Origin of the sequence: Streptomyces sp. ICC4 (genome assembly GCF_003287915.1) — a bacterium.
Taxonomy (GTDB): Bacteria; Actinomycetota; Actinomycetes; order Streptomycetales; family Streptomycetaceae; genus Streptomyces; species Streptomyces tritrimontium.
In genome coordinates this window covers 4,795,604-4,816,064 of the sequence record NZ_CP030286.1, presented here as the reverse complement: position 1 = coordinate 4,816,064, position 20,461 = coordinate 4,795,604, and the positions used below count along the sequence as shown (strand labels likewise).

The 20,461-nt window shown below is 71.8% G+C and carries 19 protein-coding genes and 1 pseudogene; 13 read left to right on the top strand and 7 right to left on the bottom strand.

Annotation, left to right across the window (positions count from 1 at the left end; genetic code table 11):
• Positions 1-9 precede the first annotated feature (9 nt).
• Positions 10-543, bottom strand: a complete 534-nt coding sequence (locus DRB89_RS22360; protein ID WP_112450085.1) for a GtrA family protein — start codon at positions 541-543, stop codon at positions 10-12.
• A gap of 202 nt (positions 544-745) precedes the next feature.
• On the opposite strand from DRB89_RS22360, the gene DRB89_RS22355 reads away from it, so the two are divergent.
• The 4 genes from DRB89_RS22355 to DRB89_RS22340 all read left to right on the top strand — a co-directional run bounded on the left by DRB89_RS22355 (position 746) and on the right by DRB89_RS22340 (position 4,884).
• Positions 746-1,885: a 5-(carboxyamino)imidazole ribonucleotide synthase gene (locus tag DRB89_RS22355; protein ID WP_112450084.1), complete on the top strand. Its 1,140-nt coding sequence runs from the start codon at positions 746-748 to the stop codon at positions 1,883-1,885.
• Positions 1,882-2,418, top strand: coding sequence for a 5-(carboxyamino)imidazole ribonucleotide mutase (purE, locus tag DRB89_RS22350; protein WP_112450083.1), 537 nt, complete (start codon positions 1,882-1,884; stop codon positions 2,416-2,418). Before DRB89_RS22355 ends, purE begins: the two co-directional genes overlap by 4 nt.
• A 41-nt stretch (positions 2,419-2,459) precedes the next feature.
• A complete protein-coding gene (locus DRB89_RS22345) occupies positions 2,460-3,641 on the top strand; it encodes a dipeptidase (RefSeq protein WP_112453642.1) in 1,182 nt (393 codons plus the stop codon).
• 169 nt (positions 3,642-3,810) lie between these two features.
• The gene (locus tag DRB89_RS22340) at positions 3,811-4,884 is read left to right on the top strand and encodes a membrane dipeptidase (RefSeq protein WP_112450082.1); all 1,074 of its coding nucleotides are present in this window, start codon (positions 3,811-3,813) and stop codon (positions 4,882-4,884) included.
• On the opposite strand, the gene DRB89_RS22335 is transcribed toward DRB89_RS22340, so the two are convergent.
• Together DRB89_RS22335 and DRB89_RS22330 are read right to left on the bottom strand one after the other, a co-directional pair.
• A complete protein-coding gene (locus tag DRB89_RS22335) occupies positions 4,850-6,148 on the bottom strand; it encodes a glycosyltransferase family 87 protein (protein WP_112450081.1) in 1,299 nt (432 codons plus the stop codon). The genes DRB89_RS22340 and DRB89_RS22335 overlap by 35 nt on opposite strands.
• A 129-nt stretch (positions 6,149-6,277) precedes the next feature.
• Positions 6,278-7,621 carry a UDP-glucose/GDP-mannose dehydrogenase family protein gene (locus tag DRB89_RS22330; protein ID WP_112450080.1) on the bottom strand — a complete coding sequence of 448 codons (1,344 nt, stop codon included), beginning with the start codon at positions 7,619-7,621 and terminating at the stop codon, positions 6,278-6,280.
• A gap of 250 nt (positions 7,622-7,871) precedes the next feature.
• On the opposite strand from DRB89_RS22330, the gene DRB89_RS22325 reads away from it, so the two are divergent.
• On the top strand, positions 7,872-9,044 hold the full coding sequence (locus tag DRB89_RS22325) for an acyl-CoA dehydrogenase family protein (RefSeq protein WP_112450079.1): 1,173 nt from the start codon (positions 7,872-7,874) through the stop codon (positions 9,042-9,044).
• A 113-nt stretch (positions 9,045-9,157) separates the two neighbouring features.
• Positions 9,158-10,240 (top strand): NDP-sugar synthase, encoded by a 1,083-nt coding sequence (locus tag DRB89_RS22320; protein WP_112450078.1) that lies wholly within the window; start codon positions 9,158-9,160, stop codon positions 10,238-10,240.
• A 48-nt stretch (positions 10,241-10,288) separates the two neighbouring features.
• On the opposite strand, the gene DRB89_RS22315 is transcribed toward DRB89_RS22320, so the two are convergent.
• Complete coding sequence (locus tag DRB89_RS22315) at positions 10,289-11,650, bottom strand: LCP family protein (RefSeq protein WP_112450077.1); 1,362 nt, start codon at positions 11,648-11,650, stop codon at positions 10,289-10,291.
• Positions 11,651-11,756: 106 nt separating this feature from the next.
• Here DRB89_RS22315 and DRB89_RS22310 point away from each other — a divergent pair, with 106 nt between their 5' ends.
• Positions 11,757-12,296, top strand: a complete 540-nt coding sequence (locus DRB89_RS22310) for an acyl-CoA thioesterase (RefSeq protein WP_112450076.1) — start codon at positions 11,757-11,759, stop codon at positions 12,294-12,296.
• A 20-nt stretch (positions 12,297-12,316) separates the two neighbouring features.
• On the opposite strand, the gene DRB89_RS22305 is transcribed toward DRB89_RS22310, so the two are convergent.
• Positions 12,317-13,759, bottom strand: a complete 1,443-nt coding sequence (locus DRB89_RS22305; protein WP_112450075.1) for an LCP family protein — start codon at positions 13,757-13,759, stop codon at positions 12,317-12,319.
• Positions 13,760-13,779: 20 nt separating this feature from the next.
• Between DRB89_RS22305 and DRB89_RS44775 the strand changes: the two are divergent.
• Positions 13,780-14,010: pseudogene (locus DRB89_RS44775) on the top strand (histidine kinase); the annotation flags it as partial.
• 121 nt (positions 14,011-14,131) lie between these two features.
• Here DRB89_RS44775 and DRB89_RS22295 read toward each other — a convergent pair.
• Positions 14,132-14,974 carry a helix-turn-helix transcriptional regulator gene (locus DRB89_RS22295; protein WP_112448763.1) on the bottom strand — a complete coding sequence of 281 codons (843 nt, stop codon included), beginning with the start codon at positions 14,972-14,974 and terminating at the stop codon, positions 14,132-14,134.
• 143 nt (positions 14,975-15,117) lie between these two features.
• Between DRB89_RS22295 and DRB89_RS22290 the strand changes: the two genes are divergently transcribed.
• The 5 genes from DRB89_RS22290 (at position 15,118) to DRB89_RS22270 (ending at position 19,726) form a co-directional block, all read left to right on the top strand.
• On the top strand, positions 15,118-15,858 hold the full coding sequence (locus DRB89_RS22290) for an SDR family oxidoreductase (RefSeq protein ID WP_112448764.1): 741 nt from the start codon (positions 15,118-15,120) through the stop codon (positions 15,856-15,858).
• A 39-nt stretch (positions 15,859-15,897) separates the two neighbouring features.
• A complete protein-coding gene (locus DRB89_RS22285) occupies positions 15,898-16,254 on the top strand; it encodes a nuclear transport factor 2 family protein (protein ID WP_112448765.1) in 357 nt (118 codons plus the stop codon).
• A gap of 170 nt (positions 16,255-16,424) precedes the next feature.
• Positions 16,425-17,729 carry an FAD-dependent monooxygenase gene (locus tag DRB89_RS22280; protein ID WP_112448766.1) on the top strand — a complete coding sequence of 435 codons (1,305 nt, stop codon included), beginning with the start codon at positions 16,425-16,427 and terminating at the stop codon, positions 17,727-17,729.
• A 207-nt stretch (positions 17,730-17,936) separates the two neighbouring features.
• Positions 17,937-19,208 carry an amidohydrolase family protein gene (locus DRB89_RS22275; protein WP_112448767.1) on the top strand — a complete coding sequence of 424 codons (1,272 nt, stop codon included), beginning with the start codon at positions 17,937-17,939 and terminating at the stop codon, positions 19,206-19,208.
• 2 nt (positions 19,209-19,210) lie between these two features.
• Complete coding sequence (locus DRB89_RS22270; protein WP_112448768.1) at positions 19,211-19,726, top strand: VOC family protein; 516 nt, start codon at positions 19,211-19,213, stop codon at positions 19,724-19,726.
• A gap of 58 nt (positions 19,727-19,784) precedes the next feature.
• On the opposite strand, the gene DRB89_RS22265 is transcribed toward DRB89_RS22270, so the two are convergent.
• Entirely contained in the window at positions 19,785-20,393 is a 609-nt protein-coding gene (locus DRB89_RS22265) for a TetR/AcrR family transcriptional regulator (RefSeq protein WP_112448769.1), read from the bottom strand.
• Positions 20,394-20,461: the final 68 nt, after the last annotated feature.

Below are 20,461 nucleotides of genomic sequence, written 5' to 3'. Positions count from 1 at the left end.
CGCGGCCGGTCAGTTCGCGGCGGTCTCCGGGGTCCGCGCCGGGGCCCCGGTCTGGCCGTCGCGCTGCTCGACGACCAGCGATGACGCGGCCGGAGCGGGCAGGGCCTTGAAGACCCAGGTCCGGTAGGACCAGAAGCGGAACACCGTGGCGATGGCGATGCCGGAGAACTTGAAGAAGTTCGAGGCGAGCGGGGCGTTCCAGCCGAAGCCGTAGGTGGCCGTGAACAGGATGCCGTTCTCGATGACCAGCCCGATCGCGCTGAAGGCGATGAACAGGGTCAGCTCGCGGGTGCGCCCGGACCCGGTGCGGTCGGCACGGTCCCGGTAGGCGAAGTAGCGGAAGCCCAGGTAGTTCGTCGTGATGGCCACCAGGGTGGCTATCACGCTCGCGCGCACCACCTGCAGGTCCGTGAAGTGCCTGATCAGGTTGAAGACGCCCAGGTTGACCAGGACCCCCAGCCCGCCGACGGCACCGAACCTCGCGACCTCGCGCGTGAGTCCGCGCACGCGGTCGAGGGCAGATCCGTTCTCCGGCTCGCTCATAAGAGGCTTCAGTCCTGTCCCTCGGGCCCCCCGTATGAGGCGTCACGCGTTCTGCTTCGGCCCGCTCATGTTAAGTGTCACCCCGTTGGTACGTCTGCGCCTTCGGACGCCGTGCGACACACGGCACACTCGCCCCGCCCGCCACCGGGTACCGGCCAGGGCCGTGTCCGGATGGCGGAATACCGCCGGATACCCTGGAGGAGTGACGTTCCCGGTAGTCGGCATGGTCGGCGGCGGACAGCTCGCCCGCATGACCCACGAGGCGGGTATCCCCCTCGGCATCAGATTCAAGCTCCTCAGTGACACCCCACAGGACTCGGCGGCCCAGGTCGTGAGCGACGTCGTCATCGGCGACTATCGCGACCTGGAGACGCTGCGCGCCTTCGCGCGCGGTTGTGACGTGATCACCTTCGACCACGAGCACGTGCCCATCGCGCACCTGCGGGCCCTGGAAGCGGACGGCATCCCCGTCCGCCCGGGGCCCGACGCGTTGGTGCACGCCGCCGACAAGGGGGTGATGCGTGCCCGGCTCGACGAGATCGGCGCGCCCAGCCCCCGCCACCGGATCGTCGCCGATCCGGCGGACGCGGCGGCCTTCGCCGAGGAGGTCGGGGGCTTCCCCGTCATCCTCAAGACGGTGCGCGGCGGCTACGACGGCAAGGGCGTGTGGTTCGTCCGCAGCCAGGCCGACGCGGAGGCCCCGTTCAAGGCGGGCGTCCCCGTCCTGGCCGAGGAGAAGGTGGACTACGTCCGCGAGCTCGCGGCCAACATCGTGCGCTCCCCGCACGGCCAGGCGGTGGCCTACCCGGTCGTGGAGTCCGTCCAGGTGGACGGCGTCTGCGACACGGTGATCGCCCCCGCACCCAACCTCTCCGAGGCGCTGGCGGGCGAGGCCCAGGCCCTGGCCCTGCGCATCGCCAAGGAGCTCGGGGTCACCGGGCACCTGGCCGTGGAGCTCTTCGAGACCGCCGACGGCCGGATCCTGGTCAACGAACTGGCCATGCGCCCGCACAACAGCGGCCACTGGACCCAGGACGGCGCCGTCACCTCCCAGTTCGCCAACCACGTGCGGGCCGTCCTCGACCTGCCGCTGGGCGACCCGCGCCCCCGCGCCCGCTGGACGGTCATGGCGAACGTCCTGGGCGGGGACTACCCCGACATGTACGCGGCGTACCTGCACTGCATGGCCCACGACCCCCAGCTGAAGATCCACATGTACGGCAAGGACGTGAAACCCGGCCGCAAGGTCGGCCACGTCAACACCTACGGCGACGACCTGGACGATGTGCTGGAGCGAGCACGTCACGCAGCCGGCTATCTCAGAGGATCCATCACCGCATGAGCACCTCCGCAACAGCTCCCGTCATCGGCATCGTCATGGGCTCGGACTCCGACTGGTCCGTCATGGAGGCCGCCGCACAGGCCCTCGACGAGTTCGAGATCCCCTACGAGGTCGACGTGGTCTCCGCCCACCGGATGCCGCGCGAGATGATCGCGTACGGGGAGCAGGCCGCCGACCGCGGCCTCAAGGTGATCATCGCCGGTGCGGGCGGGGCCGCCGCCCTGCCCGGCATGCTCGCTTCCGTCACCCCGCTGCCGGTCATCGGCGTACCCGTCCCGCTGAAGTACCTCGACGGCATGGACTCGCTCATGTCGATCGTCCAGATGCCCGCAGGGGTTCCCGTCGCCACCGTCTCGATCGGCGGCGCCCGCAACGCCGGGCTGCTGGCCGTACGGATCCTGGCCGCGCACGACCCGGAGCTGCTGGGCCGGGTCAACGACTTCCTGCAGGACCTCAACGACCAGGCCACCGAGAAGGGCAAGCGGCTGCGCACGAAGGTCGCGGGCCAGGACTCCTTCGGATTCGGCAAGTGACCCCGGCCCACGGCGCGGGCGCGGCGGACGCCGCCCGGCACCTGGACGCGGCCCGCGAGCTGCTCGCCGAGCACCCGGTCGTCGACGGGCACAACGACCTGCCCTGGGCGCTGCGCGAGACCGTGCGCTACGACCTGGACCGCCGGGACATCGCCCGCGACCAGAAGGGCCACCTGCACACCGACATCCCCCGGCTGCGCGCCGGCGGGGTCGGCGCGCAGTTCTGGTCCGTCTACGTGCGCTCCGACTACGCGGGCGACGAGGCGGTCAGCGCCACCCTGGAGCAGATCGACGCCGTCGCCCAGCTGATCGACCGTTACCCGCGCGACCTGGTGCGGGCGCTGACGGCCGACGACATGGAGGCGGCCCGCGCCGAGGGCCGGATCGCCTCGCTGATGGGCGCCGAGGGCGGGCACTCCATCAACAACTCGCTCGCCACCCTGCGCGCCCTGCACCAGCTCGGCGTGCGGTACATGACGCTCACGCACAACGACACCATCGACTGGGCGGACTCGGCGACCGACGAGCCCCGGCACGGCGGCCTGAGCGACTTCGGCCGCGAGGTCGTCCGCGAGATGAACCGGATCGGCATGCTCGTCGACCTCTCGCACGTCGCCGCGACCACCATGCGCGACGCGCTCGCCGTCTCGGCCGCGCCGGTGGTCTTCTCGCACTCCTCCGCCCGGGCGGTCTGCGACCACGTGCGCAACGTCCCCGACGACGTGCTGGCGCTGCTGCCGGCCAACGGCGGGGTCGCGATGGCCACGTTCGTGCCGAAGTTCATCCTCCCGGCGGCCGTCGAGTGGACCCTGGCGGCCGACGAGAACCTGCGGGCGCACGGCCACCACCACCTCGACACCACCCCCGCGGCGATGGAGCTGCACCGCGCCTTCGAGGCCGGGCGCCCGCGCCCGGTGGCCACGGCCGCCACGGTCGCCGACCACCTGGACCACATGCGCGAGGTGGCCGGCGTCGACCACATCGGCATCGGCGGGGACTACGACGGCACCGCCTTCACCCCGGCCGGGCTCGACGACGTGGCCGGTTACCCGAACCTGGTCGCCGAGCTGCTGGCGCGCCGCTGGTCCAAGGCCGACCTGGCCAAGCTGACCTGGTCGAACGCGGTACGGGTGCTGCGCGACGCCGAGGACGTGGCGCGCGCGGAGTCGGCCTCCCGGGGCCCGTCCAACGCGGTGCTCCCGACCGTGCTCCCGACCGCCTGACCGGTCCGCCCGGCGGAGCCGGCGAACCGGGTGCGACCTGCGGGTTACACCCGAACGCCACATCCGCCGGGCGCCTCCGGCGTCCCACGTGTCACGGTGGCCACATCTCCCTGCTTCTCTCCCCGCTGCTTCCCGTACGAGCACAGCCGCCGAGACCGGAGCGAACGTCATGGCCGACCTTCAGGACGAACCGCAAACGAGCCCGGCGACCCCCGTGGGCCCGGGCTCCCTCGGAGCCGAGGACACTCCCGCAGCCCTGCTGCCGGGCGCCCTGGACCGGGCCGCCGCGCTGCTGTCCGTCCACCCCGTGGCGGACGGGTGCAACACCCTGGTCTGGACCCTGCGCCAGAGCCCGTACCACGACATCGACACCCCCGACTCGGGCGTCGACACCGACATCCCGCGGCTGCGCGCCGGGGGAGTGGGCGCCCAGTTCTGGTCGCTGCTCACACCGCGCGAGGCCGCGGCCCCCGACCAGGTGGTGTCCGACACCCTCGAACAGATCGACGTGGCGCTGGCCCTGATGCGCCGCTACCCCGACAGCCTGTGCCTCGCGCTGAACGCCGACGACCTGGCGGACGCCCGCAACCGGGGGCGCATCGCCTCGTTCCTGGGCCCCGTACCCGGCCGCACGCTGACGGACTCGCTCGCCACCCTGCGCGCCTTCCACGCACTGGGCGTACGGATCCTCGCGCCGGCCGGAGCCGCGTGGGCCATGGAGGGCCTGACGGCCTTCGGCCACGAGGTGGTGCGCGAGACGAACCGGCTGGCGATGCTCCTCGACCTCACCGGCTGCCCGCCGGCGGCGGCCTGCCAGCTCGCCGCGGCCTCCAAGGCGCCGGTGATCATCTCCCACACGGCGGCGGCCGCGCTCAATCCGCACCCCGACAACGTCACGGACGAGGTGCTGCTCGCGCTGGGCGCGGCGGACGGCCTGGCGATGGTCAGCTTCGACACCGCGCTCACCGGGGACTCCCTGCACGCGGTCGCCGACCACGTGGACCACGTACGGGCCGTCGCGGGTCCGCACTGCGTGGGCCTGGGCGCGGGCTTCGGCGCCGAGCTGGGCACCCCGCGGCCGGCGGGCCTGACCGATCCCTCGGGCTATCCGCGGCTGATCGCCGAACTGCTGGACCGGGGCTGGCCGGAGGCCGATCTGGCCCTGCTCACCTGGGGCAACGCCCAGCGGGTGGTGCGGGACGCGGAGTTCACCGCGCGGGCCGCGCAGCACCGTCGGACGTGACGCTCGCCCGCCACAGGCGGGCGCAGGACAGGACGGCGGCGTAGCCCAGCACGCCGTTGCGCACGCACAGCAGGAAGGTGCCGAAGCCGGTGCCCGGGAGGATCTCCGAGCCGTAGGTCAGCGGGTAGATCGCCGTGCTCAGCGCCGTGGCGGCGACGATCAGCCAGGCCACCGGCCGCTGCGTGGTGTGCCGGCAGGTCAGGCAGACGGCGGCGAGGCCGACCAGCCAGATCAGGTACTGCGGGCTGAGCACGCGGCTGGTGATGGTGAAGACGAGGATGGCGCACAGTGCGGCGTCCAGCGGGGTCGCGGTCGACCAGCGCCGGGCCTTCACCCGCCACAGCAGCAGCCAGCCGAACCCGACGACCGTGAGGGCGACGGAGAGCATGGCGACGCTGGAGACGTACGGGCCCAGGTACTCGTAGGCGCCGTAGCGGACCTCGATCTTCCCGGACCAGGCGCCGATGAGCTTGCCGAACATCAGGGCCGAGCCGCCCAGCGACTCGACCTGGATGCCGCGGTTGCCCTGGTTGCCCAGGAAGCCGAGGGTGTCGCGGAAGAACAGCGCGAGGACCGCGAGGAGCACGGCCGCGGACGCCACGGCGGAGACGACCGCGTCGCGGGTGGTCCGGCCGCGCGGGGTCCCGATCAAGGCGAGCAGCGGCCACACCTTGACCAGCGCGCCGATGCCGGCGAGGACGCCGCCGAGCTTGCGGCGAAAGCGCAGGCACAGCAGCGAGCCCACGGCGAGCAGCGTGACCTGCAGGTCGTAGCGCCCGAAGGGCAGCGACAGCAGCAGCGGCAGCGTCGTCAGCCACAGCACCGCGCCGGCCATGCTGCCGTCGCTGCGGCGGGCGGCGCGGACCAGGCCCACGGCGATGAGCGCGTCGCAGATGACGGTCAGGGCGACGAAGGCCTGGAAGTAGCTGAGGAAGGGCAGCAGGTCGGGCGACAGGAAGATCGCCGCGGCGGCCGGCGGGTACTGCCACATGACGTCGTCGTGCGGCATCGTGCCCGTCACGAGGACGTCGTACCAGTTGTTGTACGTCTGGGTGATCTCCACGCGCACGGAGGACGTGCCGTGCAGGTTCACCACGAGGAGGACCACCATCAGGGTCCGCGTGGCCAGCCAGAAGCCCGCCATGGCCAGGTGGCCGGCGCGGCCGCGGAGGGCGGAGTCGACGGAGCCCCGCCCGGCACGCGGGGCCGGCCCCGGCGCGCCTGCGGTGGGGCGGACAGGGCTGCTCGTGCTCGTACTGGTCATCGGCGGTGAGTCTAGCGATCCATTGCGCACGGCCCGCGTGGCTATGGCCAACAATCCGGTGACGAGATGCGGGGCCGGACATTCCGCGGCGTGCGGTGGTGCGGTCGTACTGGCGTACGCCGGTACGGCTCAGGCGCGGGGGCGGCCCATGGCGCGGTAGGTCCAGCCCGCCGCGCGCCAGCGGGCCGGGTCCAGCGCGTTGCGGCCGTCGAGGACGAGGCGGTCGGTGACGACCTCGCCGAGGTCGGCGGGGTCGAGGTCGCGGAACTCGCGCCATTCGGTGAGGTGCAGGACGACCTCGGCGCCGCGGGCCGCCTCCAGGGCGGAGCCGGCGTAGCCGAGGGTGGGGAAGACGCGGCGGGCGTTGTCCATGCCCTTGGGGTCGTAGACGGTGACCTGGCCGCCCTGGAGGTGGATCTGCCCGGCGACGTTCAGGGCGGGGGAGTCGCGGACGTCGTCGGAGTCGGGCTTGAAGGTGGCGCCGAGCACGGCGACGCGCTTGCCGAGGAACGAGCCGCCCACGGCCTCGCGGGCCAGCTCCACCATGTGGCCGCGGCGGCGCATGTTGATGGAGTCCACCTCGCGCAGGAAGGTCAGGGCCTGGTCGGCGCCCAGCTCGCCGGCCCGGGCCATGAACGCGCGGATGTCCTTGGGCAGGCAGCCGCCGCCGAAGCCGATGCCGGCGCGCAGGAACTTCTTCCCGATCCGCTCGTCGTACCCGATGGCCTCGGCCAGCTTCAGCACGTCGCCGCCGGCGGCCTCGCAGACCTCGGCCATCGCGTTGATGAAGGAGATCTTCGTGGCGAGGAAGGAGTTGGCGGCGGTCTTGACCAGCTCGGCGGTGGGGAAGTCGGTGACGACCAGCGGGGTGCCCTCCCCCATGGGGGTCGCGTAGACCTCCCGCAGGAGCTTCTCGGCGCGCTCGCCGTCGACGCCGATGACGATCCGGTCCGGGTGCAGGGTGTCCTGGACGGCGAAGCCCTCGCGCAGGAACTCCGGGTTCCACGCGAGCTCGACGTCCTCGCCCGCCGGGGCGAGCGCGGTCAGCTTGGCGGCGAGGCGCTCGGCGGATCCGACGGGCACCGTGGACTTGCCGACGACCAGGGCGGGCCGGGTCAGGTGCGGGGCGAGCGATTCCACGGCGGAGTCGACGTAGCTCATGTCGCAGGCGTACTCGCCGTGCTTCTGCGGGGTGTTCACGCAGACGAAGTGGACGTCGCCGAAGGCGCCGACCTCCTCCCACGAGGTGGTGAAGCGCAGCCGGCCCGTGGAGCCGGGCAGCCCGGCCACGTGCGTGCGCAGCAGTTCCTCCAGCCCCGGTTCGTACATGGGCACGCGGCCGGAGGCCAGCATCTCGATCTTCTCCGGCACCACGTCCAGCCCGAGCACCTCGAACCCCAGCTCGGCCATGGCCGCGGCGTGCGTCGCGCCGAGGTATCCGGTGCCGATCACAGTGATCTTGAGGGGGGCCATGGGTGCTCCTGGAGGTGCGGGGCCGTTTGCGGCAACCGAGCATAGTCGCGCGCACGGCCGGGGATGCATTCCGGCGACGGCCCCCGGCGTCGGGCGGGCCCCGGGCGGGCATCGGGCCGGACGCCCCGGCCGTCACCACAGCTGTCACGCAACTCACGTGCGACGCCCGTGACGCGGTCGGCGGCCGGACACTAAGCTGGGGCTACTTAACGGTAGTTAACACCACGCACCACCTGGGGAGTGAGAGATCTTGGCGGGTTCTGCCGACTTCGACCTGTACCGCCCGGCCGAGGAGCACGACATGCTCCGCGAGTCCGTCCGCGCGCTCGCCGAGGCGAAGATCATGCCCTTCGCCGCCGCGGTCGACGAGGAGTCCCGCTTCCCGCAGGAGGCACTCGACGCCCTGGTCGCCAGCGACCTGCACGCCGTCCACGTGCCCGAGACCTACGGCGGCGCGGGCGCCGACGCCCTCGCCACCGTGATCGTGATCGAGGAAGTGGCCCGCGTCTGCGCCTCCTCCTCCCTCATCCCGGCGGTCAACAAGCTCGGCTCGCTCCCGGTGATCCTCTCCGGATCCGAGGAGCTCAAGGCCAAGTACCTCGGCCCCCTCGCCAAGGGCGACGCGATGTTCTCGTACGCGCTCTCCGAGCCCGACGCGGGCTCCGACGCCGCCGGCATGAAGACCCGCGCCGTGCGCGACGGGGACTTCTGGGTGCTCAACGGCGTCAAGCGCTGGATCACCAACGCGGGCGTCTCCGAGTACTACACGGTCATGGCCGTCACCGATCCGGAGAAGCGCTCCAAGGGGATCTCGGCCTTCGTGGTCGAGAAGTCCGACGAGGGCGTCTCCTTCGGCGCGCCCGAGAAGAAGCTCGGCATCAAGGGATCCCCGACGCGCGAGGTCTACCTCGACAACGTCCGCATCCCCGCCGACCGCATGATCGGCGCCGAGGGCACCGGATTCGCCACCGCGATGAAGACCCTCGACCACACCCGCATCACGATCGCCGCCCAGGCGCTCGGCATCGCGCAGGGCGCCCTGGACTACGCCAAGGGCTACGTCCAGGAGCGCAAGCAGTTCGGCAAGCCGATCGGCGACTTCCAGGGCGTGCAGTTCATGCTCGCGGACATGGCCATGAAGATCGAGGCCGCCCGCCAGCTGACCTACTCGGCGGCCGCCCGCTCGGAGCGCGTCTCCTCCGGCGGCCCCCACGAGGACCTGACCTTCTTCGGCGCCGCGGCCAAGTGCTTCGCCTCGGACGTGGCCATGGAGGTCACCACCGACGCGGTCCAGCTGCTCGGCGGCTACGGCTACACGCGGGACTACCCGGTGGAGCGAATGATGCGCGATGCGAAGATCACCCAGATTTACGAAGGCACGAACCAGATCCAGCGGATCGTCATGGCACGGAACCTGCCGTAACGGGCAGTGTTGCCCGGGGCGGCCCCGACAAGGGCCGCCTCGGGCCGTTGGGGGTCCCCCGGATGGGCTAGCTTTGGACCTCGTACGCCCGGAACCGGTTGGGGAGAAAGCTCATGACGGAAGCGATCCTGCTGGTCGGCGGGCAGGGGACGCGTCTGCGCCCCGTCACCGTGAACACCCCCAAGCCGATGGTTCCGGCCGCGGGTGTTCCCTTCCTCGCGCACCAGATAGCCAGGGCCGCCGCCGCCGGTGTCACACACATCGTGATGGCCACCTGCTACCTCGCCGAGGTCTTCGAGCCCTACTTCGGGGACGGCGCCGCCTTCGGCCTCACCCTCGAGTACGTCGTCGAGGACGAGCCCCTGGGCACCGGCGGAGCCATCCGCAACGCCGCCGAGCGGCTGACGGGCGGCCCGGACGACCCGGTCCTCGTCTTCAACGGCGACATCCTCACCGGCCTGGACATCGCCGGCCTGGTCGAGTCCCACAAGGCGGCCGACGCCGACGTCTCCCTGCACCTGGTGCGGGTCGCGGACCCGCGCGCCTTCGGCCTGGTCCCCACCGACTCCGAGGGGCGGGTGCTGGCCTTCACCGAGAAGCCGCAGACCCCCGAGGAGATCACCACCGACCAGATCAACGCCGGCTGCTACGTCTTCCGCCGCAGCGTGATCGACACCATCCCGGCCGGCCGCTCCGTCTCCGTCGAGCGCGAGACCTTCCCCGGCCTGCTCGCCTCCGGCGCCAGGCTGCAGGGCGTCACCGAGAACACCTACTGGCTGGACCTCGGCAAGCCCGAGGCCTTCGTCCAGGCCTCCGCCGACCTCGTGCGCGGCGTCGTCTCCTCCCCGGCCGTCCCCGGCCCCCGCGGCGAGGCCCTGGTCCTCCCGGGCGCCGAAGTGGCCGAATGCGCCGTGCTCTCGGGCGGCACCGTCGTCGGAGCCGGCGCCACCATCGGGGCCGGAGCGGTCGTCGAGGGCTCCATCGTGCTCGCCGGCGCCAGCGTGGGCCCGGACACCCGGGTGAGCGCCAGCCTCATCGGCGAGAACGCCTCGGTCGGCGCGCGCACCGTGCTGGACGGCGCGGTCATCGGCGACGGAGCCGACGTCGGGGCCGACAACGAGCTGCGCGCCGGCGTGCGGGTGTGGTGCGAGGCCCGGGTGCCCGCCGCCGCGGTCCGCTTCTCCTCGGACCGCTGAGGCCCCTGCCGGGCGGCCCCGTCACAGGGGCCGGCCCCCGGCGCCCCGTCAGTTCCCGCGGACGGTGACCTTCTCGTCCTTCTGGATCTGCTGGACCAGCTGCTGCACCTTCGCCTTGTCCCAGACGAGGTTGCCGCCGCGCTGCCCGGAGATCGGCATGTTCATCGAGACGCCGTCACCGCCGTTGATGCCCTTCATCGCGAAGAACATCTGGCCCATGTCCCACAGCGACATGTCCTTGTCCACGATCAGCGTGTCCAGGCCCGCGCCCAGCACCGGGTAGAGCGTGAACGGGTTCATGACCGACGAGGGCGTCGCCGCCTGGCTCGCCAGCGCCGACAGGAACTTCTGCTGGTTCTTGGTCCGCTGCAGGTCCGACTCGGCGAAGGCGTACCGGGTGCGTACGTAGGCCAGCGACTGCTCGCCGTTCAGCGTCTGCGTGCCCTCCTTGAAGTCGGCCCCGGACTTCTCGTCCTTGAACCCCTTCTCGATGTTCAGCTCCACCCCGCCCAGCGCGTCCACGATGTTCGCGAAGCCGGCGAAGCCGATCTCCGCGTAGTGGTCGATGCGCAGGCCGGTGTTGAACTCCACCGTTCGCACCAGCAGCTCGGGGCCGTCCTCGGCGTACGCCGCGTTCAGCTTGACCCGCCGCCCCTGCGCGGGGAACTTCTTGCCCGAATCCGAGCCGACGAAGGAGGGGATCTCCACGTCCGAGTCGCGCGGCAGCGAGATCATCGTGTTCCCGCTGGAGCACTTCGCCAGGATCATCATCGAGTCGGTCCGCTTGCCCTCGGCCGAGCCCGTGTGGAGCTTCTGCTTCTCCTCGGCGGTCATGCCCTCGCGGCTGTCGGAGCCCACGATCAGGTAGGTCGTGCAGTCGCCCTCCTTCGGGCGCTCGATGACCTGGGAGAGGTCGACCTCGCGGCGCACGTTGGAGTCGGCCCAGAAGTACGTGCCGACACCCGTCACCAGCAGGCCCGTGACCAGCACGATCGACCCGATCTTGATCCGCTTGCGCCAGTCCACGACGACCCGGACGGGGACGGGGCCGCCGCCCGGCCCGGTCCCGCGCGGCCCCGCCGGCGGCCTCGGCGGACCGCCGTGGCCGCCGCCCGCGGGCGTTCCGTAGACCTGGCCGGTGTTGTAGCCGCTGTCGAACGAGCCGTCCTGCTGCCCGGGCACGTACGCCGGCCGGGCCGGACCGCCGGGTCCCGCGGGCGGCTGCACCGGCCGACGGGGCTGCTGCGGGGGCTGCGGCGGCTGCTGGCGGGCCGCCTGCGGGCCGGGCCGCCGGACGTGCCGCATCCGCTGCGCGCCCTCCGGCTGCGCCTGGCCGCTGCCGCGTCCGTACCCGTCATCGCGGCGGCCGCGCTCGTCCTGCTCGCCGCTCAACCCGTCCCAGTCACTCATGTGCCCAAGAATGCCTGGCCGGGCGTGTCGCCGAACAGCCCGGGAGGGTGTTCGTACCGGTGCTGTTGCAGAGCTGATGCCCGCGGACCGCACTTAAGGTGGCCGTATGACAGAGATACCGGGCGAGCCGGCGGGGAAGCCCACCTCGGCTTCCCGCACCACCCTCAGCCACATCATGACCGCCAACGACACCAACCTCCTCGGCACCGTGCACGGCGGAGTGATCATGAAGCTGGTGGACGACGCGGCCGGTGCCGTGGCCGGCCGCCACTCCGGCGGCCCGGCGGTCACCGCGTCCATGGACGAGATGGCCTTCCTGGCCCCCGTCCGGGTCGGCGACCTCGTCCACGTGAAGGCCCAGTGCAACTGGACCGGCCGCTCCTCCATGGAGATCGGCGTACGCGTCCTGGCGGAGCGGTGGAACGAGTCCACCCCCGCCACCCAGGTCGGCAGCGCCTACCTCGTCTTCACCGCCGTGGACGCCGAGGGCAAGCCCCGCCAGGTCCCACCGGTGCTCCCGGAGACCGAGCAGGACGAGCGGCGCTACCAGGAGGCCCAGATCCGCCGCACCCACCGCCTGGCCCGCCGCCGCGCGATCATGGAGCTGCGCGAGCAGCGCGCCGCCCAGGGCTTCGACGAGCTCTGAGCCGCCGCCCGCGGGCGGTCCTACTTCCCGCAGACCACCTGGTCGCCGGTGACCACGCCGAATTCGCCCTGGTACGGGTCCTCCGCGCGCACCGGCACCACCTTGCGGTAGTCGGCGCCCGCGATCACCACGACGGTCCGCCCCTGCCCCGGCACGGCCCGCAGCTCGCTGCCGGGCAGCGCGGTGGACACCGTACGGGCCGAACGGTCCCAGCGCGGGTCGTACGTGATCACCGTGCGCTTGACCTCGCGGCTCGCGCCGTTGCCCGGGGCGCGGGTGGTGTCGAAGCCGGTGGCGCGCAGCGCCGAGTCCACCCGGGTGCCCAGCCCGTCGATCCGGGTGCCGTTCTCCACCTGCACCCGGACCTGCCGGGGCGCCACGTCCACCGGCACCGCCGGCTGCGTCCGCGCCGGCCGGCCGGGGGCGGGCGCCCGGGCCGGGGCCATCGGCCGGTCCTCGCGCAGTGCCTCGAAGAGCTTCGCGGCCTTCGCCTCGTCCCATTTCACCGTGGAGCCGAGGCCCTTGACCCGGAAGGAGGCGTCGCCGAGGGGCACGGAGGCGAACTCCGAGGAGGACGGGGTGAAATCGCGCATCGCCTGCCCGAGCGCCAGCATCTGCTGCGAGCCGAAGCCCCGGTCGGCCCGGACCGAGCCGAGCAGGGTGGAGCTGACCTCCTTGAACTTGACCGGGTTGAGCAGCACCCCGCCGCCGGTGGCCTGCTTGATCAGGGCGGCGATGAACCGCTGCTGGCGCTGCATCCTGCCGAGGTCCGAGCCCCCGTCGACATGGCGCGAGCGCACGTACTGCAGGGCCTGGCCGCCGCTGAGCCGGTGGGTGCCGGGGAGCAGGTCGAGGCCGGTGTTGGGGTCGTGCATGGTCTTGGCGGTGCAGATCTCGACGCCGCCCATCGCGTCGACGGTCTTCATGAAGCTGGTGAAGTCGACCTCCAGGTAGTGGTCGATCTTCACGCGGGTCATGTTCTCGACGGTGCGCACGGTCAGGTTCGGCCCGCCCTCGGCGTAGGCGGCGTTGAGCTTCACGGGGTGGGCCCCGTGCTGCTTGCGGCCGGCCTCGTCCCGGTGCGCGGGCAGTTCCACGTAGCTGTCGCGGGGCAGGCTGACCACGCTGGCCCGCGTCCGGTCGGCCGAGAGGTGGACCAGCATGACGGTGTCGGTGCAGTGGCAGGGGGCCCCGCCGAGCTTGTACTCGCGCTTCTCCTCGGCGGTGATCTTGTCGCGGCCGTCGGTGCCGACGAGCAGGAAGTTCACCCCGTGCCCGGCCTGCGGGCGGTTCTTCATGTCCTTGAAGGGGTCCACCCGCTCGATCCCGGTGTCCAGCCCGGTCATCACGGCGTGCCCCAGGGCCCCGGAGCCCAGGACGACCACCGACAGCCCCGCCGCGAGCCGGACCCCCCAGCGGGGCTTGTCCGCCCGGCGTCTGACCGGACCGCCGGGCCGCGGCACGCGCTGCGACGGCCGGGCCGGCCGTCCGGGCCCCGGCCACACGGCGCGAACGCGTGGGCAAGGTGCGGCAGAAGCGGGCGCACATCTCCCAGGGCAGCTATCCACGCGAGGCGATCGCCGAACGCATCGAGATCCAGGAACGGACCGTCGAACGCGTCGCCAAGGCGCCGGTGTTGAGCCCCATCGAGGCCTCCGACCGGGAGGACGGGCTCGCCGACTGGCTGGAGGACCACGGCATCCCCGAGGGCTGGGCCCCGCTCCCCGCACCGAAGACGCCTACTGAGTTCCCACCACTGAGCGTCAGGACGACCGGAACCCCCAGGGCGAGCCACGGCAGCGACATGCGTCACGTCGTCTGGCAGCCCAGACGCATCACCCTCGTCCCGTTCCGCTGCCTTCGAGCGTGCGCGGGGAAGAGCCGAGGAGGGCGAGGGTGTCAGCATCCGGGCTGCCCGGCTCCGCGGTCCCGATCAGCAGGTGCTGGCCGGGGGCGCTCTGAATGTCGAAGGACTGGTACGTGAGGGTGAGCCGACCCGCGCGTGGATGGTTGAAGGTCTTGGATCTGAGGCCGAGAGAGCTGACGCCGTGCCGTAGCCACATCTGCTCGAACTCTTCGCTTCCGCCGCGCAGTTCCTGGATGGTGGCGGCCATCCGGAGATCCCCCGGATGGTGTCCGGCAGCCAGGCGCAGGGCCTCGACGGAGCACTGCGCGACCTCACGCCAGTCTGCGTAGAGCTCTCGGGCGGCGGGGTCGAGGAAGAGGGAGCGCAGCACACGGCGGCGGTCGGCCAGGGGCGAGAGCAGGGCATCGGCCAGAGCGTTGGCCGCGAGCACCTCGAGGCGGCGGTTGATGACGTACGCGACCGCGGCGGGGAACGCCTCCATGAGCTGGAGCAGAGCCGGGTCCACTTCGTCGGACTCCTCGGCGGCCTCGAGCGCCGGTAGGAGGCCGGCAAGACGGTAGGCGTGCCAATGGGCGTCGGCGTTCAGGCGGAGTACCCGCGAGATGGCGTCGATGACCTGGCCGGAGGGGTTGCGTTCGCGCCCCTGCTCCAGCCGCGTGTAGTAGTCGGCGCTGACACCGGCCAGCACGGCGACTTCCTCGCGCCGGAGCCCCGCGACCCTGCGGTGTCCGTAGGTCGGAAGGCCCACTTCCGCAGGCTTCAGACGGGAGCGCCGCGCTTGCAGGAAATCGCCGAGTTCGTACCCGCTCATGCCTCGATCGTACGCGGCGCGTTCCTGGGAGTGGCGCACCCAGGAAGCTCCGCCCTGCCTGCCCGGGGCAATCACCTCCAGGATCAGAGGGGGGTGGACGACCACCCGGTCCGGCAGCCGCCGGCTTCATCGAAGGGGTTCTCATGACCGTCCCGCCCATTCCTGCAGGCAAGGTCGTACTGGTCACCGGTGCGAGCAGTGGGATCGGCGAGGCGACGGCACAGAGGTTGGCCGCGTCGGGGCACCGGGTGATGCTGGGAGCCCGGCGCACGGACCGTATCGCTGCCCTCGCCGAGGACATCCGGCGCAGCGGCGGGGAGGCCGGCCACCGGGAACTGGACGTGACCAGCCTGGACAGTATGCGGGCCTTCGTCGACGCCGCGCAGGACCGGTTCGGCCGGGTCGACGTCCTGGTCAACAACGCGGGCGTGATGCCGCTCTCTCCGCTGGACGCGCTCAGGGTCGACGAGTGGAACCGCATGATCGACGTGAACGTGCGCGGTGTACTGCACGGCATCGCCGCCGTTCTCCCCCTCATGCGCACGCAGGGCTCCGGCCACATCGTGAACATCGCCTCCGTCTCGGGGCACCGCGTCGACCCGACCGCCGCCGTTTACAGCGCGACCAAGTTCGCCGTTCGGGCCCTGTCCGAGGGGCTGCGGCAGGAGAGCCGCGACCTGCGGGTGACCGTGATCAGCCCCGGACTGACCAGGAGCGAGCTGGCCGAGGGCATCAGCGACACGGCGGTGCGCGAGGCCACCAAGGACATGCTGAAGATCGCGATGCCCGCTGACGCCATCGGCACGGCGATCGACTACGCCATCAGCCAGCCCGACGAGGTCGACGTCAGCGAGATCGTCGTGCGACCCACCGCCCAGGGCTGAGCCGGCGGACCACGCAGACACGTCGTACGGAGACACGTCATGGTGACGAAGCAGCAGGTGGAAGCATGGGTCGAGGGATACGTGCGGGCCTGGACCTCCAACAGTCGCAAGGACATCGCAGCCCTCTTCACCCCGGAGGCCGAGTACCACGAGTGGCCGTACGCGACGGACTGGATCGGCCGCGAGGCGATCGTCGAGGGGTGGCGCGGCCGGGCCGGGTGGCAGGAAGGGGGCTGGAACTTCGAGTGGTCCCTCCTCGCGATCAACGGGGACACCGCGGCCATCGAAGGCACCGGGCGCTACACGGAACTCGGCACCTTCGCCAACCTGTGGACCGTCACCTTCGGCAGCCACGGGAAGTGCACGGTGTTCCGCATGTGGAACAACGAGGTCTGACGCCCACCGCGCCACAGGTGCCGACGCCACACCACGCCAAATAGAAACGTACGTTTGCGTTACGCCTCCTCCAGTGCTAGCTTCACAGTGAAACGAAAACGCTCGTTTCTCTTTGATGTGGCGGGTCTCCTGCGGATCTCACAGGGAATCCCGCACGACGAGGAGGCGTCATGCCTGCGTCGCCCATCACCACTCCCCTCCCACCGCACACAGATGTTCTGATCGTCGGCGCGGGCCCCGTGGGGCTGACCCTGGCCGCGAGCCTGCGGCAGCTGGGCGTGGACCACGTTCTCATCGACCGCGACACCAACGTGCAGACCGGCAGCAGAGCGGCAGCGCTCCAGCCCCGCTCCCTCGAATACCTGGACCGGATCGGCGTCGCCGAACACCTCGTGGCGGCGGGTGAGCGGGGGCCCGGGTTCCGCGTCCACGACCGGGAGCACACGCTGCTGCACGCTTCCTACGCCGATCTGGACACGCCCTACCCTTACGTCCTGCTCGCCTCCCAGCAGACGACGGAGGAGCATCTGCTGCGGCGCCTGCGGGAGCTGGGCGGCGGGGTGCACCGCGGTTACAGGTTTCTCGGCTTCACTCCCGATTTTCCCGGGGTCTCCGCCGTGATCGCCGACCCGGAAGGCTTGTTGCGATCGGTCTCCGCGCGCTACCTGGTGGGCTGCGACGGTCTGCACAGCGCCGTGCGGACAGCTGCCGCGATCGGCTTTCCCGGAGAGGCGCCTGAGCAGGTGTTCGCCCTGGCCGACGTCCGCCTGGATGCTGGGCCGAACGGCCTCGGGGAGCACGACACCACCTTCTTCCTCTCCTCCGCGGGGATGCTGCTCCTCTCGCCGCTCGCCGGCGCACAGCACCGCATCGTGACTCCCGCCGCGCCGGGTTCGGCCGCGCCCTGCGCCGCCGACATCGAGCGGCTGGTGTCCGAACGCGGGCCGGTGGCGGGGCGCATCCGAGTGGCGGAGGTGGTGTCCGCCTCCACGTACCGCGTTCAGGAGCGGGTCGCCGAGCGGTTCCGGGCCGGTCCGGTCCTCCTGGCCGGGGACGCCGCGCACACCCACAGCCCGGCCGGTGGCCAGGGCATGAACACCGGCATCCAGGACGCCGGGAACCTGGCCTGGAAGCTGCACGCCGTCCTCACCGGAGCGGCCCCCGCCGAACTGCTGGACAGCTACCACGACGAGCGGCATCCGGTCGCGTCCGAACTGGTCGCCTTCACCAGCCAGTTCGCCAGAATTGCCACCCTCAGGGACCCGGCCGCCGGACAGCGGCGCAACGACCTGTTCGCGGCTGCAGCAGCCGCGAACAGGTGTCCTCGACTGGATCACCGCCAAGCTCGCCCAGCTCGACATCGGCTACGCGCAGGAGCCCGGCCACGGCTCCCCACGTGCGGGAGACCGGGTCTCGCCCCTGACCGTCCCGCAAGCGGGCCTGCGCTGGACGCTGGCCCTACCCGGCCGGAGTGAACCGGAGGACGAGCGACAGCGGGGCACCGTCCTGTCCGTGTGTCACGTACCGGGACTACGCACTCCCCTGCTGGTGCGCCCCGACGGCTACCTCGCCGCGCACGGAGTACCGGCCGAACCGGCCGAGGTTCTTGGCCAGCTGGCCCAGCATCTGCCCCTGCCCGTTCCGTCCACCCGATGATCCGGCTGTTCAAAGGAGACAAGGACATGTCGACTTCTGCTTCCGCCCCCACTCTCATCCGCAACGTCGCCGTCTTCGACGGCACCGAGCTCCACGCCCCCCAGGACGTCCTCATCGACGGCCCCGTGATCGTCGCCGTCGGCCCCGCCCTCGGCACACCGGCCGGAGCGACCGTCGTCGACGGCAGCGGCCGCACCCTGCTGCCCGGGCTGATCGACGCCCACACCCACACGACCGACACCGAACAGCTGCGGCGGGCACTCCTCTTCGGGATCACCACCGAGCTCGACATGGGCGGTACGCCCTCGGTCGTCCGCGCGGTACGGGAGGCCGCGCGCGAGCGCGACGACCTGGCCGACCTGCGCATCGCGACCACCGGGGCCACCGCACCCGGCGGCCACCCGAGCCAGTTGGTCGAACTCGGCCTGATGGACCCCTTCCCCACCGTCACCGGCCCCGAGGACGCCGAAGCCTTCGTCGCAGCACGGGTCGCCGACGGGGCGGACCACCTCAAGATCTTCATCGAGGACGGCACCGCGATCGGCACGCCGATGCCCGTCCTGTCCCCCGAGACGATCCGCGCGTTGGTACGGGCCGCACACGAGCACGGGCTGCGCACCGCCGCCCACACCCTCACCCGCCGGGCAGCCCGTCTCGCGGTCGACTGCGGCGTCGACGGCCTCGCCCACGCCCCCGCCGACGGGCCCTCCGACGACGCCCTCGTGGAGGACGCCGCAGCCCGGGGCATGTTCGTCGTACCTACGCTGACCTCGCTGACCGGCACGACCGAAACCCCGGCGGAGTACGCCCTCGTCGACGACCCCCGCCTGCGGCCCTACGCCGACCCCCAGTGGCTCAAGGAGATCGAGCGCATGCGGACCGACGGCCCGGGCGAGGACGAGGTGCGGGTGGGGCCCGTCTCGGTCGACGCCCGGTACGCGGCCGACGTCGCGCTGCGGATGTTCCGGGCCGGGGTCCCGCTGCTGGCCGGCACCGACGGCACGGGCGGCGCGGGCCACCCCACCACGCACGGCATCAGCTACCACGGAGAGCTGGCCCTCCTCGTCGCGGCCGGACTCACTCCGGCCCAGGCCCTCACGGCCGCCACCACGGCCCCCGCCGACGCCTTCGGCCTCCACGACCGCGGGCGCGTCGCCGCCGGGCTGCGCGCCGACCTCCTCCTGGTCGAGGGCAACCCCCTGGTCGACATCACCGCGGTCCGGGACATCGCCCGCCTGTGGCGGCGCGGCGTACCCGTAAACCGCACGGCCGCGCTCCTCGCCGACGGGCTGGTCTGAGCATGAGCACCCTGACGACCACATCGAATACCCCGGCACACCGGGGCCTCCACCACCTCAAGCTGTGCGTCAGCGACTTGGAGCGCAGCGCCCGCTGGTACGGCGCCGTGCTGGGCGCCGGCCGGGTGAGCGCACTGGACCACCGCCGCCCCGACGGGACGCTGTTCTCCGTCGTCCTCGAGGTCCCCCACCTGCCCTGTCGGCTGGAGCTGCGCCTGGACCCGGCGACAGCCCGCGCCCTGGACGGGAACGAGCTCCTCACCCTGTCCGTCGAGGACCGCGCCGCCGTGGACGAATGGATCGCGCACCTGGACGGCCTGGGGGTCCCCCACTCACCGCCGGTCGTCGCGATGGTGGGCTGGGTGCTGGTCGTACCCGATCCGGACGGGCTGCGCCTGCGGCTCTACACGACCGAGCCCCACGGGCTCGACCGCTCGCGCATCGAGTACGACTCCCCCTGGCTGAGCACCGGGCCCCCCGTCGGCGCGGCCACGGAACGACCGAACCCCCGCGCTTGAGCGGGGCACAGCTCGTGCCGGTGGAGCGCCCCCGTTCGGGGGACGCTCCACCGGCACGTCAGCTGTCCCAGGAGGCCGAGCCTAGGGAGGACAGGCCCGCGACGAGGTGTTCCGCGGACACGGGTGCCACCAGGTGCCGACCGACGAGAAGTCCCGGCATGAGGGTCATCAGGACCGTCGCGATCCCCCGGGGATCCGCGTCCGCGGGGACCTGGCCCTCCTCGCACCAGCGCCGGGCCAGCTCCTCCAGCCGACCGTGCACGCCGAGGTAGAAGGCCCGGGTGCGTTCCTCCATGTCCGGCCTGCGCAGGGCCTCCCCCCACGACTGGATGGCGATCCGCGTGAGGTCGTACTCCGACTGGGCGTCCCGGTCCCGGACCTCACCCACCATCGCAGCAACGACCTGCGCCGGTGACGCGGTGGGACGCTGTGCCAGCAGTCCGTCGAACAGGCTCCGCACGAGGGTCATGGCCTCGTCCGCGGCGGCGTCGATGAGGTCGTCCTTGCTCCGGAAGTACCGGTAGACAGCGCTGGAGGACATGCCGGTCGCGGCGATCACATCGTCCATGGACGTGGCGTGGAAACCGTTGGCGGAGAAGCAGGTCCAGGCACTGGTGAGGATGTGACGGCGCCGCTCTTCCCGGCGCTCGTCCGTCAGGCGAGGCATCCCCCCACACTAAACGAGAACGATGGTTTCCGTTCCAGACGTGCGAGGGAGCAAGCCCGCGTTGGATC

Excerpts from the sequence above, each read along its gene's own strand:
- DRB89_RS22360 (WP_112450085.1), bottom strand. The coding sequence starts at position 543 with ATGAGCGAGCCGGAGAACGGATCTGCCCTCGACCGCGTGCGCGGACTC.
- purE (WP_112450083.1), top strand. The coding sequence starts at position 1,882 with ATGAGCACCTCCGCAACAGCTCCCGTCATCGGCATCGTCATGGGCTCG.
- DRB89_RS22340 (WP_112450082.1), top strand. The coding sequence starts at position 3,811 with ATGGCCGACCTTCAGGACGAACCGCAAACGAGCCCGGCGACCCCCGTG.
- DRB89_RS22335 (WP_112450081.1), bottom strand. The coding sequence starts at position 6,148 with ATGACCAGTACGAGCACGAGCAGCCCTGTCCGCCCCACCGCAGGCGCG.
- DRB89_RS22330 (WP_112450080.1), bottom strand. The coding sequence starts at position 7,621 with ATGGCCCCCCTCAAGATCACTGTGATCGGCACCGGATACCTCGGCGCG.
- DRB89_RS22320 (WP_112450078.1), top strand. The coding sequence starts at position 9,158 with ATGACGGAAGCGATCCTGCTGGTCGGCGGGCAGGGGACGCGTCTGCGC.
- DRB89_RS22315 (WP_112450077.1), bottom strand. The coding sequence starts at position 11,650 with ATGAGTGACTGGGACGGGTTGAGCGGCGAGCAGGACGAGCGCGGCCGC.
- DRB89_RS22310 (WP_112450076.1), top strand. The coding sequence starts at position 11,757 with ATGACAGAGATACCGGGCGAGCCGGCGGGGAAGCCCACCTCGGCTTCC.
- DRB89_RS22295 (WP_112448763.1), bottom strand. The coding sequence starts at position 14,974 with ATGAGCGGGTACGAACTCGGCGATTTCCTGCAAGCGCGGCGCTCCCGT.
- DRB89_RS22290 (WP_112448764.1), top strand. The coding sequence starts at position 15,118 with ATGACCGTCCCGCCCATTCCTGCAGGCAAGGTCGTACTGGTCACCGGT.
- DRB89_RS22285 (WP_112448765.1), top strand. The coding sequence starts at position 15,898 with ATGGTGACGAAGCAGCAGGTGGAAGCATGGGTCGAGGGATACGTGCGG.
- DRB89_RS22280 (WP_112448766.1), top strand. The coding sequence starts at position 16,425 with ATGCCTGCGTCGCCCATCACCACTCCCCTCCCACCGCACACAGATGTT.
- DRB89_RS22275 (WP_112448767.1), top strand. The coding sequence starts at position 17,937 with ATGTCGACTTCTGCTTCCGCCCCCACTCTCATCCGCAACGTCGCCGTC.
- DRB89_RS22270 (WP_112448768.1), top strand. The coding sequence starts at position 19,211 with ATGAGCACCCTGACGACCACATCGAATACCCCGGCACACCGGGGCCTC.
- DRB89_RS22265 (WP_112448769.1), bottom strand. The coding sequence starts at position 20,393 with ATGCCTCGCCTGACGGACGAGCGCCGGGAAGAGCGGCGCCGTCACATC.